The 17,092-nt window shown below is 63.6% G+C and carries 15 protein-coding genes; 1 reads left to right on the forward strand and 14 read right to left on the reverse strand.

Annotation, left to right across the window (positions count from 1 at the left end; all coding sequences use genetic code 11):
• The first annotated feature begins 73 nt into the window (after positions 1–73).
• Entirely contained in the window at positions 74–1,546 is a 1,473-nt protein-coding gene (locus U5A89_RS03595) for an aldehyde dehydrogenase family protein (protein WP_338159801.1), read from the forward strand.
• Positions 1,547–1,553: 7 nt separating this feature from the next.
• Here the strand turns inward: U5A89_RS03595 and U5A89_RS03600 are convergent, their stop codons facing one another.
• The 14 genes from U5A89_RS03600 to U5A89_RS03665 all read right to left on the reverse strand — a co-directional run bounded on the left by U5A89_RS03600 (position 1,554) and on the right by U5A89_RS03665 (position 17,072).
• Positions 1,554–1,868 (reverse strand): type II toxin-antitoxin system RelE/ParE family toxin, encoded by a 315-nt coding sequence (locus U5A89_RS03600; protein WP_338160161.1) that lies wholly within the window; start codon positions 1,866–1,868, stop codon positions 1,554–1,556.
• Positions 1,853–2,128, reverse strand: coding sequence for a type II toxin-antitoxin system ParD family antitoxin (locus U5A89_RS03605; RefSeq protein ID WP_338159802.1), 276 nt, complete (start codon positions 2,126–2,128; stop codon positions 1,853–1,855). The genes U5A89_RS03600 and U5A89_RS03605 overlap by 16 nt, the downstream gene beginning before the upstream one ends.
• A 30-nt stretch (positions 2,129–2,158) precedes the next feature.
• Positions 2,159–3,328: an NAD(P)/FAD-dependent oxidoreductase gene (locus tag U5A89_RS03610; RefSeq protein ID WP_338159803.1), complete on the reverse strand. Its 1,170-nt coding sequence runs from the start codon at positions 3,326–3,328 to the stop codon at positions 2,159–2,161.
• Positions 3,325–4,698 carry an FAD/NAD(P)-dependent oxidoreductase gene (locus U5A89_RS03615; protein WP_338159804.1) on the reverse strand — a complete coding sequence of 458 codons (1,374 nt, stop codon included), beginning with the start codon at positions 4,696–4,698 and terminating at the stop codon, positions 3,325–3,327. The genes U5A89_RS03610 and U5A89_RS03615 overlap by 4 nt, the downstream gene beginning before the upstream one ends.
• Positions 4,680–4,985 (reverse strand): (2Fe-2S)-binding protein, encoded by a 306-nt coding sequence (locus U5A89_RS03620; RefSeq protein WP_338159805.1) that lies wholly within the window; start codon positions 4,983–4,985, stop codon positions 4,680–4,682. Before U5A89_RS03620 ends, U5A89_RS03615 begins: the two co-directional genes overlap by 19 nt.
• Positions 4,982–6,790, reverse strand: a complete 1,809-nt coding sequence (locus tag U5A89_RS03625; RefSeq protein WP_338159806.1) for an ABC transporter ATP-binding protein — start codon at positions 6,788–6,790, stop codon at positions 4,982–4,984. Before U5A89_RS03625 ends, U5A89_RS03620 begins: the two co-directional genes overlap by 4 nt.
• On the reverse strand, positions 6,787–7,614 hold the full coding sequence (locus U5A89_RS03630; RefSeq protein ID WP_338159807.1) for an ABC transporter permease: 828 nt from the start codon (positions 7,612–7,614) through the stop codon (positions 6,787–6,789). Before U5A89_RS03630 ends, U5A89_RS03625 begins: the two co-directional genes overlap by 4 nt.
• Positions 7,611–8,564 (reverse strand): ABC transporter permease, encoded by a 954-nt coding sequence (locus U5A89_RS03635; protein WP_338159808.1) that lies wholly within the window; start codon positions 8,562–8,564, stop codon positions 7,611–7,613. Before U5A89_RS03635 ends, U5A89_RS03630 begins: the two co-directional genes overlap by 4 nt.
• A 26-nt stretch (positions 8,565–8,590) precedes the next feature.
• The gene (locus U5A89_RS03640) at positions 8,591–10,132 is read right to left on the reverse strand and encodes an ABC transporter substrate-binding protein (RefSeq protein WP_338159809.1); all 1,542 of its coding nucleotides are present in this window, start codon (positions 10,130–10,132) and stop codon (positions 8,591–8,593) included.
• Positions 10,132–11,415 carry an NAD(P)/FAD-dependent oxidoreductase gene (locus U5A89_RS03645; protein WP_338159810.1) on the reverse strand — a complete coding sequence of 428 codons (1,284 nt, stop codon included), beginning with the start codon at positions 11,413–11,415 and terminating at the stop codon, positions 10,132–10,134. The genes U5A89_RS03640 and U5A89_RS03645 overlap by 1 nt, the downstream gene beginning before the upstream one ends.
• Before the next feature lie 7 nt (positions 11,416–11,422).
• The gene (locus U5A89_RS03650; RefSeq protein WP_338159811.1) at positions 11,423–12,091 is read right to left on the reverse strand and encodes a haloacid dehalogenase type II; all 669 of its coding nucleotides are present in this window, start codon (positions 12,089–12,091) and stop codon (positions 11,423–11,425) included.
• 239 nt (positions 12,092–12,330) lie between these two features.
• Entirely contained in the window at positions 12,331–13,257 is a 927-nt protein-coding gene (locus U5A89_RS03655; RefSeq protein ID WP_338159812.1) for a 2-hydroxyacid dehydrogenase, read from the reverse strand.
• A gap of 110 nt (positions 13,258–13,367) precedes the next feature.
• Entirely contained in the window at positions 13,368–15,497 is a 2,130-nt protein-coding gene (locus U5A89_RS03660) for a TonB-dependent siderophore receptor (RefSeq protein ID WP_338159813.1), read from the reverse strand.
• A gap of 342 nt (positions 15,498–15,839) precedes the next feature.
• Positions 15,840–17,072: an acetyltransferase domain-containing protein gene (locus tag U5A89_RS03665; RefSeq protein ID WP_338159814.1), complete on the reverse strand. Its 1,233-nt coding sequence runs from the start codon at positions 17,070–17,072 to the stop codon at positions 15,840–15,842.
• Between the last annotated feature and the right edge of the window lie 20 nt (positions 17,073–17,092).

Here is a 17,092-nt window from a genome sequence, read left to right on the forward strand (position 1 = left end):
TCCCGTGCAACTGCAACAAATGCCGTCCCGCCTGCCTATTATGTCGGGAAGCGCGGACAAGGAGTAGCATGGCGTGGACGCTTTCGACCCCGATCAGATCATCCTGCCGCAAGCGAATAATTTCATCGGCGGCCGCCGCGTCGCAGGACGCGGCCCTTCGATAACCGTGCGGCGGCCATCGGACGGACGCGTCCAGGCCGAACTCGACAGCGTCGATGCGAACCAGTTGAGTCACGCGGTCGAGGACGCCCAGCGTGCCTACAAGACCAGCGGCTGGGCGCAAAGCGATCCCCGCGCCCGGATGAAGGTGATGCGCCGCTGGGCCGACCTGATCGAAGCGGATGCCGCCACCCTGGCCCCGCTCGAAGCGCTGGGGTCGACCCGGATGCTCAAGGAAATCAACGCCTGGGACTTGAGCTACACCGCCGAAACTATCCGCTTCTTCGCCGAATGGGCGGACAAAGTCGGCGGCGAAGTGGCGGCCACCACGCCCGACAAACTCGGCCTCACCATCACCGAACCCTATGGGGTCGTCGCCGCGATCGCGCCGTGGAACCTGCCACTGGTGATGGCAGGGTGGAAGATCGCGCCCGCCATCGCCGCGGGCAACAGCATCGTCCTCAAACCGTCCGAAATGACGCCCTTCAGCATCGTGCGCCTCGCCGAACTGGCGATCGAAGCGGGGCTGCCGGCTGGCATTTTCAACATCGTGCAGGGCGATGGTCGCAGCGTCGGTGACCCACTGGTACGCCGCCCGGAGGTCGCAAAGGTCACCTTCACCGGATCGACCCGCACCGGCGCTGCCATCATGGCCGCCTGCGCGCAAACCGGGCCGAAGCCTGTAACGCTGGAACTGGGCGGCAAAAGCCCACAGGTCATCTTCGCGGATGCGGCGCTCGAAAAGGCCTCGGCCCTCGTCGCCCGCGCCATCACCTTAAACGCAGGCCAGGTCTGCGTCGCAGGATCGCGCCTGCTCGTGCAGGACAAGGTCGCCGATCAGGTGATCGACCGCATCTTGACCGCCTTCGCCGCGCATAAGGCGGGACCGACCTGGGCGGCGGACACGACGTTGGGACCGATCATTTCCGAAGGGCAGCGCGACCGGATGGACGGCATCGTCGGTCGCGCTATCGCCGCTGGCGCGGAAGCGCTGACCGGCGGCGGCAGTGCCACCGCGCCACAGGATGGAAGCTATTTCGCCCCGACCCTGCTCGCCAATGTCGATCAGAAAAGCGAAGTGGTGCAGGGTGAAATCTTCGGCCCGGTCCTGACCGTCCAGACCTTTGCCGACGACGACGAAGCCTATGCGCTGGCGAACGACAGCGACTATGGCCTGGCCGCCGGCGTCCACACCGCCGACCTCAACCGCGCCCTGCGTGCCACCCGCGCGTTGGAAGCCGGCACCATCTGGGTCAACCGCTACGGCCGCAGCAACGACTTCATCCTGCCGACGGGCGGCTATAAACAATCGGGCATCGGCAAGGATCTGGGCCGCGAAGCCTATATGGCGAACCTGAAGATCAAGGTGGCGTTGATCGAGTTTTAACGTCGCGTCACATAAACCCATCGCCCGCGGCCAGCGCATCCAGGTCGCGTGCGCCGTGAACGACGCGCACGATCACGATCTCTTGGCCGGAAAACTGATAGTAGGCGGCATAGGAACCATGGACCAACACCCGCAGCCCGACCGCCAGATGATCGCGCGGCGGGCCGGATAACGGGAAGTACTCCAACCGCGCCAACGCGGATTGCAGCGATCGGATATAGCGGGTCGCGCGGTCTTCCGATACCTCCATGGCGATATGAAACCAGATATCCGCCAGATCGCCTTCCGCCGTGTCGGTCAGGCGGATCAGGTATCGGCTAATAGCGTCCTCCCGCGTGCGATGATGGCGTCGGCATCGAACGGCTTGACGCGACCGGCGGCGATATCGGCCAGACCCTTGTCGATGTCGCTCCGCAACGCTTCTAATTGCTGGACATGCTGGCTGCGCTTTGTCTTCAAATCGCGGATCGCCTCACGCACCACTTCGCTGGTGGACGCATAGTCCCCAGTTTCAACCACGCTTTTGACGAAAGCCGCCATTTCGGCAGGCATCGTCACCGTCATCCGCTCGATTGTGGACATGACCATTCTCCTCACAAATCATACTTAATCCTATTTGTGAAGACATGCCAAGCTGTTACCGTACGAATTAGCTCTCGGCAAACCGCCCGATCCGATAAGGCGCCAACGGAATATCCGTCCCCCCTTCGCGATCATCTCCGCCATCGTCTCGCCCACGCCCGGCCCGATCTGGAATCCCGACCCGGAAAAGCCGAACGCATAATATAGCCCGCTGGTCGTCGCGCTCGGTCCCATCACCGGCTGGCTGTCGGGCAGATAACCCTCGATGCCGGACCAGACCCGGATGATGTTGAGCTTCCCCAGCGACGGCGCCAACCGCCGGATCTGCTTCAACTGGCTCAGCGTATTTTGCGGCTCGACATAGGCGCGATATCGGTCGGGAAAGGATGGGCCGCGTGTGCTGCCGCCCAGCACGATATTGCCGCGCGCCACCTGCCGGAAATAGACCGTTTCCTCCTCGACCGGCGTCATCACGCCGACCGCAGGCGCGATCGCATAGGGCACAGGTTCGGTGACACTCATATTCGGCCCCTTGGGCACGATCGGCACCGGCTCGCCGAACTGCGAGGACAGCGCATTGCCCCACGCGCCCGCCGTCACCAGCAGCAACGGCGCGCGGAACGTCCGCCCGTCCGCCGCCGTAACGATGAAATCCTCGCCCACCTTCTGCGCGTCCACGATCTTCGTATTCTCGTGGATCACCGCGCCCAGTCGCTCCGCCGCCCGCGCAAAGGCCGGAGCGGCCAGCCGCGGATTGGCATGGCCATCGGTCGGCGAATAGGAACCGGCCAGCACATCGGCGCCAAAGAACGGAAACCGGTCGCGCAGCGCATTGCCGCTCAACAATTCCAGGTCCAGACCTTCGTGGCGCGCCTGCGCGGCATAATCCTCCATCGATCCTACCAGTTCGGGCCGCTCGCGATAGCAGACGCGGATATGCCCCGACTGGAGATATTCGATATCCGCGCCCAGCAATTCTCGCGACCTGCGCCAGATGGCGATGGCGCGATTGGCGAGCGGCAACTGGTGCATCGCGCGTCCTTGCCGCCGGACATTGCCGAAATTGGTGCCGCTTGCCTGCCGCCCGATCAGGTCGGTTTCCAGCAACGTGACCGACATGCCATGCCCACGCAGGAACAGCGCGGCGGATGATCCCATCAGCCCGCCGCCCACTATGATGACGTCGCTCGCCGCGCTCATGACTCTTCTCCAACGCCGACGGACAGCGGTTTGACCGGCGCCTGACCCCGCAGGCGTCCCACCTGTTCCAACGGCACGCCGCTCTCCGCCGCGATCAGTTCCGCCGCCGCCAGCCCGCAATAGCGCCCCTGGCACCGGCCCATGCCGACCCGGCTGAACGCCTTGGCCCGGTTCGCCTCCTGCGCGCCCGTCTCCCGCATCACCGCGCGCAGGTCGCCAGCCGTTACGCCCTCGCAGCGACACAAGATCGCGTCGTCGGGCAGGGCGGCCGCCTGCGCCACCGGCCAGGGAAAGGCCGTCGCCAGCCCCCGCGCGAACTTGGCATAAGTGGCGACATCCCCGCGCAAGGACGACATCTCGCCTTTATCGACCGGCAACCCCAGATCGCCCAGCGCCGCCAGTGCGCTCAATCGTCCGCTCGCCTCCGCCGACCGGGCGCCCAATATCTTCGCGCCGTCACCCGCCAGATAGACGCCCGCCACGCTCGACCGCCCATCGCCATCACGCTCGGGCAACCATTGCCGCGTCCCGGGATCGAAGACAAAGGCACAACGCGCCAGATCCGCCAGCTGCGTTTCCGGTCGCAAATGATGCCCCATCGCCACCGCATCGCAGGCGATCGTCTCAACCCGACCCGACGCCGCCCGAAACCGCACGCCGCCAACGCCCGCTTCGGCATCGCCCATGATCTCGACTGGCGTTACCCCATTATGCACTGCCACGCCCGCGCGCTTCAGCTTCATCGTCAGCGCCACGCCGTTCCACAGGACGGACGGCATCGCCAGCAGATCGGGCAAAGCCTTGACCCGCGCGCTGAAGGGCGAGGTATCCAGCACCGCCGCCACATTCGCCCCGGCCTCCACATATTGGCTCGCGACCAGATAGAGCAACGGTCCCGATCCCATGAACACGACCTTGTGCCCGATCGACACCGCTTGGGCTTTTAACGCCACCTGCGCCCCGCCCAGGCTGTATGCGCCCGCAAACTGCCAGCCCTTGACGGGCATCAGTCGATCGGTCGCGCCGGTGCACAACAGCAATGCGTCGAACGGTAAAGCCGCCTGACCTGTCGCACTCGCCGTCCACACATGGCTGCCCGCGATATTCCACACCAGCGTCTCGGGCCGATAATCGACCGCTTCCTTCAACCCGTCGAACGTCTCGTGCAGCGCCTGCGCCCGTCCCGCTTCCGTGCCATAAAGTTTCGCATAAGGCCGGGTGAAATGATCGGGCTGGCGGCGATAAATCTGCCCGCCATCGCGCCGCCCCTCATCGATGACGATGGGGCGAATACCCGCCGCCACGCAGGCTTGTGCCGCACGCGTACCGGCAGGCCCGGCGCCGACGATGATTATATTTGGCTGGGCCATGATGCCTCCGGCTGGCTGGTAAGGATGCGCTGGCCCGACGCGGCCAAGGTGGAACAGGCCCGCAGCCGATCGCCACTTTCAGTCCACACCCAACAATCCTGACACGCGCTCATCAGGCAGAAGCCCGCGCGTTTTTCCGGCCCGAATTCCGACTGCCGCAACGTCCCGCCACGGCTCAACAGCGCCACCATCAGCGTGTCGCCCTCCAGCGCATCGATCGGCGCACCATCGACATGCAAGGTTACGGGCGGACGGTCGGTTTCCCCCAGTCGAACGAACCGGCTCATGACGCGATCAAACCTTCGTCTCCCAAATGGCACAAGATGCGGCTGCCTTTATCCAGTGGACGGCGCGGTGGCGGCGTGGTGGTGCAGACGCCATCCATCCGCGCGGCGCAACGTGGCAGAAACCGGCAAAGGTCCGGATGGTCGCTAATCGGCCCGATCGGCGGCGGCGCGGCTCCGGCATGGCTTTCCTCCAGCCATCCCGCGCGCATTTCCGGCACAGACCCGATCAGCAGGTCGGTATAGGGATGATAGGGCGCGGCAGCGAACGCCGCGCGTGGCCCCGTCTCCACCATAGTACCCGCATAGAGCACCAATATATCGTCGCAGATCGCCCGCACCGTCGATATATCATGGCTGATGAACATCGTCGCGATGCCCAGTTCCCGGCGCAGTTCCGCCATCAACTCCAATATCGCCGCGCCCACCACCGTATCCAGCGCCGACGTGACCTCATCGCACAGGATCAATTGCGGATCGGCGGCCAGCGCGCGGGCCAGGTTGATCCGCTGCTTCTGCCCGCCTGACAGCCCACCGATCGGCCGGTCGATCAGGCTGGCGGGCAAACGGATCAGGTCCAGCAGCTCCAGCACGCGCAGATGCGCGGCATTGCCCTTCAACCCATGGTAGAAAGCCAGCGGCCGCTGTAATATCTGCCCCACCCGATGGGCGGGGTTGAGCGCGGTGTCGGCATTCTGGAACACCAGTTGGACGCGGCGAAACTGGTCCCGGCTGCGCCCCTGCAATCCGGGCGGTAGCGGCTCGCCATCCAGCAGTACCTGTCCGCTTGCAGGTGGCAGCAGACCGGCGATGACCCGCGCGATGGTCGATTTGCCAGATCCGCTCTCGCCGATCACGCCCAGCGTCGCGCCGCGCTCGATCGTCAGGTTGATGTCGCGCAGCACCGGCACGCGCGGTCGGCCATCCTTGCCGATCTTGCCATAGCCCGCCGTCATCCCCCGTATTTCCAGCAGCGGCGCGGCGGGCAGGTCGGCCTTGGCCGGGGCAGGGCGGATCGCCGGTCGGGCGGCCGCCATCAACGTCTTGGTATAATCGTCGGCCGGTGCGTGCAGTATCTGCGCCGCGGCTCCGGCCTCGCGAATGCGCCCCTGGTTCAGCACGACGATCTGGTCGGCCATCTGCGCCACGACGGCTAGGTCGTGCGACACATAGATGGCGGTCGCGCCGCGCTCCAGCACCACCGCCTTGAACGCGCGCAGCACCTCGATCTGGGTGGTGACGTCCAGCGCCGTGGTCGGCTCGTCCAAAATCACCAGTTCGGGATCGGTGATCAGCGCCATCGCCGCCATCAGCCGCTGCAATTGCCCGCCTGACAATTGGTGCGGATACCGCGAACCGATCGTGTCGGGGAAGGGCAGGGCCAGCGCGCGGAACAGCGTCACCGCCTTCGCCTCGGCCTGCCCACGCGGCATCAGGCCATGGATCAGCGCCGGTTCGATGACTTGGTCCATGATCGTGCGCGACGGGTTGAACGCCGACGCGGCACTCTGCGCGATATAGGCGATGCGATTGCCGCGCAGCTGCGCCAGCGCGCTGCGATTCAGCGTCGTGATCTCGGCTTCGCCCACGCGGATCGATCCGCCCGCAATAGTGGCGCCCGGTCGCGCATGACCCAGCAGCGTCAGCGCGATCGTCGTCTTGCCCGACCCGCTCTCCCCGATCAGCGCCAGCACCTCGCCGCGACGCAACGCGAAATCGATGCCGCTGACGATCGGAAAGCTCTCGCCCGCCGCATTGCGCGCCGTGACGGTCAGGCCTTTCACCTCGACATGGGGCGTGTCGTTCATCGGCCTTTCCCCTGTCCCGGCAGCGCGTCGATCAGCAGGTTGACGCCCACGGTCAGCGTCGCGATCGCCACCGCGGGCGCCAGTATCGCCAGCGCCCCTTCGCCCAGCCCCGAAATATTCTCCCGCACCAGCGACCCAAGGTCCGCGTCGGGCGGCTGCACGCCCAACCCCAAGAAGGACAGCCCCGACAGCAGCAGCACGATGAACACGAAGCGCAATCCAAAATCGGCCAGCAGCGGGTGGATCATATTGGGCAAAATCTCCGCGATGGCGATATGGAACCGCCCTTCGCCCCGCGCTTTGGCCACCTGCACATAATCCATCTGCGCCAGATTGACTGCCAGCGCGCGGGCGATGCGATAATTGCCCGGCACATAGGTGATCGCCGCGATCAGCAGCAGCAACGGCAGCGACGATCCGAAGGCGGCGACCAGTACCAGCGAGAAAATCTTGGACGGGATCGAAATCAACATGTCCATGAAGCGGGACAAAGGCTCGTCCACCCTGGCTCCGCCGACCGCCGCCGTCAGCGCCAGCGCCGTGCCGGTCGCGCTCGCCAGCAACGCCGCCGCCGCCGCCAGCCCCACCGTATAGCGTGCGCCCGACAGCAACCGGCTCAGCACATCGCGGCCCAGATAGTCGCTGCCCAGCCAGTGCGCGGCGGATTGCCCGTCGAACACGTCATAGGCGACGAAGGCACCGACAGGGTAGGGCGCCAGCATCGGCCCGAACAGGGCGACGAGCAACCAGAAGACGACCAGCATCAGCCCAACCTTGCCCGACAGCGGCAGGACTTTGGCCCGTTGGAAAACATTAGCCATCATTGCGCCCGCAACCTGGGGTTGGCCAAGATCGCGGTCACATCCGCGATCAGCATCAGGATTAGATAGGCGGCGCAAAATATCATCGCGCACGCCTGCAACAACGGCATGTCGCGGCTGGTGACGGCATTGACCATCAGGCTGGCAAGGCCGGGATAGTTGAAAATCGTCTCCACGATCACCGCCCCGCCCAGCAGGTAGGACAGGCTCAGCGCCATGGCGTTGACGATCGGCGCGATCGCATTGGGCATGATATGCTTGAGCACCACCTGCACCGGCGCCACGCCCTTCAGCACCGCCATCTCGACATAAGGCCGGTCCATCTGGTCGATCACCGCCGCCCGCGTCATCCGCGCCATCTGCGCGATCACCACGACGCTCAGCGTCAGGATCGGCATGGCGACCCCGCGCAGATAGTCGCCCCATTTCATCTCTTCGGACGCCAAAGCGATGGACGGCAACCAGCGTAGCTTCACCGAAAAGATCAGCACCGCGATCGTCGCCACCAGAAACTCCGGCACCGCGACCATGGAAAGCGTCGCGACATTAAGCGCGCGGTCGATCCGCCCACCCCGGTTCATCGCCGACCCGATGCCGATCGCCAGCGCCACCGGCACCGCCACTAATGCGGTCAGCGCAGCGAGCAGCAGGCTGTTGGGCAATCGTTCGGCGATCACGTCGGCCACCGGCATGTTGGCGACCATCGACTGGCCCGGATCGCCGCTCACCATGCCGGTCAACCAACTGCCGTACCGAACATAGGCAGGTCGATCGAGACCCATCTCATGTCGCAACGCTGCCACTTGTTGCGGCGTCGCGCTCTGCCCCAACGCTTCCTGCGCCGCGTCGCCGGGCAGCAGTTGCGCGATGACGAAGATCGTCACGGACACCAGCAACAGCGTCAGCAACGAAGACGCACAGCGCTTGGCCGTCAACGTCAGGGCGGCCCTCATGCCGCTATGCGATGGTGCGCCCGTCATCAGCCTTCCCACCACACATGTTCGGCGAATTGATAGCCCATCAGGCCGCCCAGTGAGACGGGGTACAGCCCCTTCAACCGCCGGTCATAGCCGTCGATCAGGCTGATGAAGACCGGGATGCCGACCCCGCAATGGTCGTGCACCAGCCCTTGCATCTCGCCATAAAGCTGCTTGCGCCGCCCCTGGTCGGCCTCGCCCCGCGCTTCCAGCAGCAGCCGGTCGAAGCGCGTATTCTTCCACCCGCTCTCGTTCCAGGCGGCGTCCGATTTGTAGAACAGGCTGAACAGCAGGTCGGCGGTCGGCCTTGGGTTGGTGTTGCCGAAACCCAGCGGATGCTTCATCCAGTGGGTCGACCAATAGCCATCGCCCGGCACCCGGTTGACCGCCAGCTTCAACCCCACGCGCGATCCATATTCCTGCAAGATCGACGCCATGTCGACCGATCCGTCAGCGGCGGGCGACGCATAGACGGGCAACCGCACGCCCGTCAGCCCGGCGCGCTGCAAATGCCAGCGCGCCTTGTCCAGATCGAGCGACCGTTGCGGCAGGTCGGCGCGATAATAGGGATGAAAAGGGGGTATCGGCTGGTCGTTGGCGATCGTCGCATAGCCGCGATACAGCGCCCGCTTGATGAGCGGCCGGTCGATCAGATATTTCATCGCCGCCACGAAATGCGGATTGCCGGTCGGCAACTGTCGCTGCTGCATGATCAGGTTGGTGTAAAGTCCCGATTGCGTTTCCAGCAGCGCATGGCCGCGCGACGCCATGATCCGCTTGGTCGATCGCGGATTAACCGCGATTACCAGCTGCACGTCACCCGACAACAGCGCATTGACCCGACTGACCTCGTCGGGAATCCCGATCAGTTCGATCTCGTCTAGATAGGGTTTGCCCGGCTTCCAGAAATTGGGGTTACGTCGCGCCAGCGTCCGCACCCCCGGCCGGAATTGCGCACAGATATAAGGACCGGTGCCATTGGCGGTCCGAAAATCGCGCGTGCCCGCGCGCAGGATCAGGAAATGGGATTGCGCCAATATCGTCGGCAAATCGGCATTGGGACCGGTCAGCCGGATCGTCAGCTCATGCCGCCCGGTCGCCTTCACCTGCGCAAACTGTTCGGCGATCTGCGCCATCTTGGACCCGACTGCGACATCCTTGTGCCGCAGCAGCGACCAGACGACATCGGCGGCGGTCAGGTCTGCGCCGTCATGGAACGTCACGCCCTTGCGGAGACGCACATGCCAGTCGATCTGGTTAGCACTTTCCATCCGTTCGGCCAGCGCCGGGCGGGGGGCCAGGTTGCGATCCAGCTGCGTCAGCCCGCTATAGAACATATAATGGCGGATATAATCGGTCGATAGCGCGCCCTTGGCCGGGTCCAGCGTATCGGCGGTCGAACTGGACAGGCTGGCGACGCGAATCCGACCACCACGGCGCGGCTTGCCAGCCGCCATCGCGCCATCTGGCAACAACAGCCCGGCGCCGATGCCAAGCCCCGCACCGATCAGGTCACGCCGGGAAAAGGGCGGATGTCTGTCCATCAATGGATGACATCCTGCCACTTGTACCACAGGCCCACCAGCGGCAGGAACCAGGGCTTGCCGAAATGGCCCGGTACGCTCGGCCAATCCAGCCCTGCCCACGGATTGGCGTCCGGCTCGCCGCTCATCACGCGGGCCATCTGCTGACCCATATGGGTCGCCATCTGCACGCCATGGCCGCTATAGCCCATGGAATAATAGAGGCCGTCAGTCTCGCCCGCGCGCGGCAGGCGATCGGCGGTCAGGTCCACCATGCCGCCCCACACATGGTCGATGCCCACGCCCTTTAGCGCCGGGAACATCGCGCCCATCGCCTCTTCCAGGATCAGCCCGCTCTTGGCGTCCGACCGGGGATCGCTGATCGCAAAGCGCGCCCGCCCGCCGAAGATCAGACGATTGTCCGGTGTCAGGCGGAAATAATTGCCGATATTCTTGCTGGTCACATAATTGCGCCGCCCCGGCAACAACCGGTCGATCAACGCATCGTCCAGCGGCTCCGTCGCGATGATGAAGCTGCCTACCGACACGATCCGCCGCCTGAAGAACGCGAAAGGACCGACGGCAGGCGCGCCTCCGGTGGCGACTAGCAGTTGCTTCGCCGTCACAGTCCCGCGCGCGGACGTAATGCGCCAGCCTTGCGGCGCGCGCTGGAAATCGGTGACCGCCGCGCCCTCATATATGCGCGCTCCGGCCCGCACTGCCGCTTCCGCCAGTCCCACGCCGAACCGGCCGGGATGCACCTGCGCGCTGGTCGTCTGGATCAGCGCGCCGTAAAAGCCGTCCGATCCCACTTCCTCCCGGATACGCTCGGGCGGCACCAGTCGCACATTCTGGTCGACTTCCGCTGCCAGCAAATCATGCGCGCGCACCAGCTTGTCATAATGGGCGGGCTTGGCGGCCAGCTTCACTCGGCCGCACCGGTTGAAATTGCAGTCTATGCCTTCCTCACGCGCCAGCCGCTCGACCGTATCGACGGCATCGCAATGCGCGCGATAATAGGCCTTGGCGACATCCCTGCCGAACCGCGCGGACAGCGCGCCATAATCATGGGACGTGCCATTGTTGCACTGCCCCCCGTTGCGACCTGACGCTTCGCCCACGACACGTCCGGCCTCCAGCAGCACGACGCTTGCCCCCCGCTTCGCCAGCGCCAGCGCCGCCGATAGCCCGGTAAAGCCGCCGCCGATGATCGCCACATCGGCCACGCCTTCGACGCCGCCTTGCGCCCCGCCCAGGAAGGGCGGCGCGCTGGCCAGCCAGTAGGAGAGGGGGGATGCGGTCATGCCAGGCTTACAGGCCGACGACCGCAGGCAGGCAACCGATATGCGGGATTTCCACGTCGCGATAGAAGGCGTTGGACGGCTCATGCCCGCGCCCCACGAACACCCGGCATCCAAAATGCAGGTCTGTCGCCGTATTCTGGTCGTAGCGGAAGCTGGACGACACATGCATCATGTCTTCCGGGTTCGCGCCCAGCTGGTCGAACATATATTCGAACGCCTGCATCCGCGGCTTATACGCCTGCGCCATCTGCGCGGTATAGACCGCATGGAAGGGCGCGCCCAGCATGGCGACATTGTGATGGATCTGGTCGTTCATCGCATTGGACAGGATGACGAGCGGGATCTTGTCGCCAATCTGGGAAAGGCCGCCAGCCACATCGTCATGCGGCCCCCATGTCGGTACGGCGGCATAGATCGCATCGGCATCGGCCTCATTATAGGCGACGCCCCATTTCTCGCACGTCCGCCGCAGCGAGTTGCGGATGATGTCCTGATAGGGTTCCCATGACCCCATTACCTGATCGAGGCGATAGGCGCTCCAGTCCTTGCAAAAAGCAGGCAGCTTTTCCGCATCGATGCGATCGGCCATGAAAGCGGTCGCCATTTCGGTCATGCGGAACCGGGTCAACGTGCCATAACAGTCGAAACTGATATATTTGGGCCGGAAATTGGGCATCGGCGGAACGTCCTTTGCAGGTTTTCTTGAGGTGGCTTGAAAGCCGTGTGACAGGGCTATTACGACATGGCCGCACCGGAACATGAACCCCATTTCTAACGGGGTGGGCGCAGATTATAGGCTTTTATCGCCACGCATTCGGCATAGCCTGCCGCGACCGCTCATGCCCATAATCCGTGCCGATGATCGATGCGAAAAGGCGATCCTGCCGGGCGGGGACGGCATGGAATAGCGCGTCCTTAATAACCACGATCGCGCGCCACCTCGCCGATCATGGCGCGACCCGTTTCATGATTGCGAATATTGGCGATCAACGCGCGCGCCGCGCTGTCCGCGCGGGTCATGCTGGCGACATGCGGCGTGATCAAGATACGGGGATGCGCCCAGAATGAATGATCCGCAGGCAGCGGTTCGGGATCGGTCACGTCCAACACCGCCCCCGACAGATGCCCTTCGTCCAGTAAGGACAGCAGATCCTGCTCCACCAGATGCGGACCCCGCCCGACATTGACCAACCCTGCGCCATGCGGCAGTTGCGACAACAAATCCCGGCACAAAATGCCGCGTGTCGCATCGGTCAGCGGCAACAGGCAGATCAGGATATCGCATCCCGCCAGAAATGCGGGCAACCCATCATCGCCCGCATGGCAATCCACGCCATCGATGCTGTGCGCCGACCGGCTCCATCCCGACAGGGGAAACCCGAACGGGGCCAGCGCACCCAGCACAGCCTGGCCCAGATTGCCCAGCCCCATCACGCCGATCCGCCGTTCGCCCGCCGGAACCAGCGTGATCGGCGCCCATCGCCCTTCGCGCTGCGCCTCCCGATAATCGATCAGGTTCCGGTGCAGCGCCAGCACCGCCATGGTCACATATTCGACCATGCCCGCTACGATGCCCGGTTCGATCATGCGCACGACCCGCACATGCGGCGGCAGCGCCGCCATGTCGAACTGGTCGATCCCCGCGCCGATCGAAAACAGCACTTCCAGATTGGGCAGGCTTGCGATCAATTCGGCCGATGGCGCCCAGGCGGCCAGATAGCGGATCGCGGTCGGATCATATGGCTCCGCCGGATCGACGAAACCGATATCCGGCGCGTCCTCCGCAAAGATCGCGCGCCATGTGCGCCCACGCGCGGCATCGGATGTATAGAGCAGGGTCATGCCATCGACCTTATCAAAAACTCGAAAAGAAAAGGCCGCCGACGTTCCCAAGGCTTGGAGGGAGGAACGTCGGCGGCCGATCGGAGCCTTGCGGCCCCGAAGTCAGTCGATCAGAAGTTGAAGCTCGCCCGCACCGTGAACGACCGCGGCGTGCCCGGCTGCACCCACAGCGCCGAATAGGAGCTGGCATAATATTTCTTGTCGAACAGGTTGTTCACGTCCGCCGACAATTTGATCTGCTCGGTAATGTTGAACGACCCCAATATCTTGGCGATGGTATAGCTGGGCAGATAGAAATCCGCCGCCGTCTGGCCCAGGCGCTTGCTCAGATGAGTCACGCCCGCCCCCAGCATCGCTTCATGATCGCCGATCGCAAAATTCTTGAACAACAGGATATTGGCCTGATGCTTGGGAATGTTCAGCAATGGATCGTTCTTCAGCACCCCGGCGGACGCATAGTCGTCCGCCCAGCCAGCGTCGGTATAGGCATAGGTCGCAAAGATTTCGAACCCGGCGGGCAGCTTGGCGTTTATGTCGAACTCCACGCCCTGGCTCTTCGCCTCGCCCACCGCCACCGACAGGCCGGTCTGCAGATCGGCGGTCAGGACGTTGCTCTTCTTCATCTTGTAGAGCGACAATGTGCTGGTGATGCGGCCATCGGCCGTCACGAACTTCGCGCCGACTTCATAGCTTTTGCTGATTTCCGGGGCGAAGGGATTGTTGCTCACATCGACGCCGCTGTTCGGCCGGAACCCCTTGCCATAGCTGGCGTAGAAGGACAGGCTTTGCGTCGGTTCGAACACCAGACCCGCCATCGGGCTGAACTTGGTGTAGGACGCCGGATTGGTGGTCCCCAGGCGGTTGTCGATATGCTGGCTGAAATCGTCATAACGACCGCCGAACCGAACCTTGATCTGTTCGGTAATCTCGATCTGGTCCTGTGCGTAGATCCCCCAAGCCTTCTGGATCTCAGTAGAATTTTGGATAACGGTCGTCGGCGTGGGCGCTGCGATGTTATAATTGGGGTTGAAGATGTCGATCGAATAGGACTGGTCAGCGGCGGTTGGGCGATACCGGGTCTGGAACGTATCTATCTTGAACCGGTCCCAATCGCCGCCGATGCGAATATTGTGGACGATCGATCCGGTATTCACCTTGCCGCTGATTTCGCCGCGGAACACCAAATGGGTGGTGCTATAGTCGCGGTAACGGCGCTGGCGCGACAATGTCCGTCCGTCATTATCCAGACGCTGGCGGCCCAGCGCCAGTTCCGGATCGCTTGAATAGCCCTCGAACGTCGTGTCCTTATAGCCCGCGCCCAACATCAACGTCCAATCGTCGTTGAAATCATGCTGATACTGCGCCTGATGGCCCAGCACGCCGATCTTGATCGGACCGTCATTGGGGTTGCCCAGAAAACGCGAATTGGGGATGGCGCCCAGCTTGTAGGTGGTGCCGCTCGCCGTAACCGTCGGGATCGCCACCACACCGCGATCGAACGGCACCTCCTGCTTCACATATTCCAGTTCGTAGGTGAAAATGTCCTTGTCCGACAGCTTCAGCAAAACAGACGGCGTCAGGGTATATTTCTGTGTCTCGATCGTATCGCGGAAGCTGTCGGCCTGTTCGGACGATCCGTTGATGCGGATGGCGATGCTGTCGCTCAGTGGCAGATTATAGTCCGCCTCGACCCGATAGGTTTCGAAGCTGCCACCGGCGATGGCGAAATGGCCGCCTTCCTTGAAGGTCGGCTTCTTCGTCACGATGTTGACCGTGCCGCCCGGTTCACCCCGGCCGAACAGCGCGCCGTTCGGTCCCTTCAGCACTTCGATCCGCTCGACGTTCGATGCGTCGCGCGGGCCGCCATAGCCACGCCCGCCGTTAAAGCCGTTGACCAGGAAACCGCTCGGGAAATTCTCGTCGCCCGCAAAGCCGCGAATGGCGAAACTGTCCCACAGGCCGCCAAAATTATTCTGCTTCGACACGCCGCTCGCCAGTTCCAGCGCGGTGTCGAGCCTGGTGATGTTGAGGTCGTTGAGCAGCTTGCCTTCCAGGAACTGGACCGCCTGCGGGATTTCCTTCACCGGCGTGTCGCCGAAATATTGGCGCTTCAGGCCGGTGACGACGATCGCGTCATCTTCGACTGCGGCGGCGGGTGCCTGCGCCTGTGCAGCGGACGATAATGTGATGGCGGCGGTACTGGCGACCAGCGCCAGTCGGAGAGCGGATGATGTGCGCATGATGATATCCCCTTGTGAAGTCGCTGTTCCCGAATGTCCTGCGAAACGGGGACCGGCTGATCTGTTCTTCTGTCCCGGCGCGGACATTGCGTCCTGTCGTCGGGGGCCGGGCCTCGGGGTGTTCGATCACCTCTTCTTGGGATCAAGGCTAGGTTGAGTTACGGTTATATTACGTCAAACTTGGCACATAGGACGGCGCAAAATTGTGAATCGCGCCACGCTACGGCATGAAAATGCTGCGCGGCAGATATGGTCGTTACGGGTAGGAAACTGCCCCGGAAATGCCGGGAAATGGCCGCCTTCCCGGTTGGAAAGGCGGCCGTGCGACCCGTCGGCGCGGGATCACAGATATTTGAGCCACCATATGTCCTTGCGGCGCTGTTTCAGCTGCGCGAACCAGCGGGTGGGGAAGTAGAGCACGGGGATCAGGATGAAGACCCATATCCACACCCAGCGCAGATGATCGACGCCGAACACCGTGCCCTTGGTCGGCCCGTACAGCACCAGTGCGACATTGTAGATCAGTTTGAGCACATAGAGATGCAGTACATAATAGAACATCGGCGCGCCGCCCAACATCGCCAGATGCGGCATCGCCTTGCTGCTCTCGAACCGCTCGAACAATGCCAGCAACAGGCAGCCGGTGCCGATCGTGGGCATCAGGAACAGCAGCGACGGCGGATATTTGGTCAGCGCCAGAAAGCTCATCACGGTGCGCAGCGGCGTTTCCCCGACGAACCACGGCTTGTCGCCATAGACATTGCAATAACGGATCAGCACGAAACCGACGATCAAACCAAGCCCCAGCATCGCCAGCCGCCGAATGCGCGGCGCGGGATCGCTGCCGCGCGCAAACCATGGTCCGCACGCAAAGCCAAGCAGGATCACGCCGATCCACGGCAGGATCGGATAGGTCGTCTTGAACACCATCCCGGCCAGTTCGAACTTCTCGCGCTGGTGCAGGATGGCCCAGGGAATGAAGAAGGGCGACTGCGCGGTCAGCCGGATCGGATCGAGCAGATTGTGCAGACACACGATCGCCAGGCCCACGCCAAACTGCGCCGCACGCGGCAGGTGCAGCAACGCCGCCAGTGCGACCATGCTGATGCCGATCGCCCAGATCACCTGCAACCAGATCGCCGTCGGCGGAAAGGCGGGCGCCTGCGTCGGCCAGGCATAGCCGACCACGGTAAATTCCAGGACAATCAGGAACAGCCCGCGCTTCAGCAGAAATTCGGACACCTGCCCCTTGCTGTGCGACTGGCCGTAGAGCCACGCCGACAGACCAGTCAGCGCAACGAAGGTCGGCGCGCAGAAGGTTGACAGGAAACGCGTGAAGAACAGCCCCGGATCGGTCGTGCTGGCATCGACCGGGTCGGTCACCTGCAAATGCAGAAACCACGTCTCGCGCACATGATCGACCAGCATGAACAGCATGACCAACCCGCGCAGCGCATCGATCGCGATCAGGCGGGTGCGCGCCCCGATCTTTTCCGCGGCACCCGCCGCAACCGGCCCTGTCGCCGCGGGGCTGAAACCGGATGTCAGGGGCGGCTGCCCCGCGATACTGTTCATGTCGTCTCGTCCCTTTACCC

Origin of the sequence: Sphingobium sp. HWE2-09, from assembly GCF_035989265.1 — a bacterium.
Taxonomy (GTDB): domain Bacteria; phylum Pseudomonadota; class Alphaproteobacteria; order Sphingomonadales; family Sphingomonadaceae; genus Sphingobium.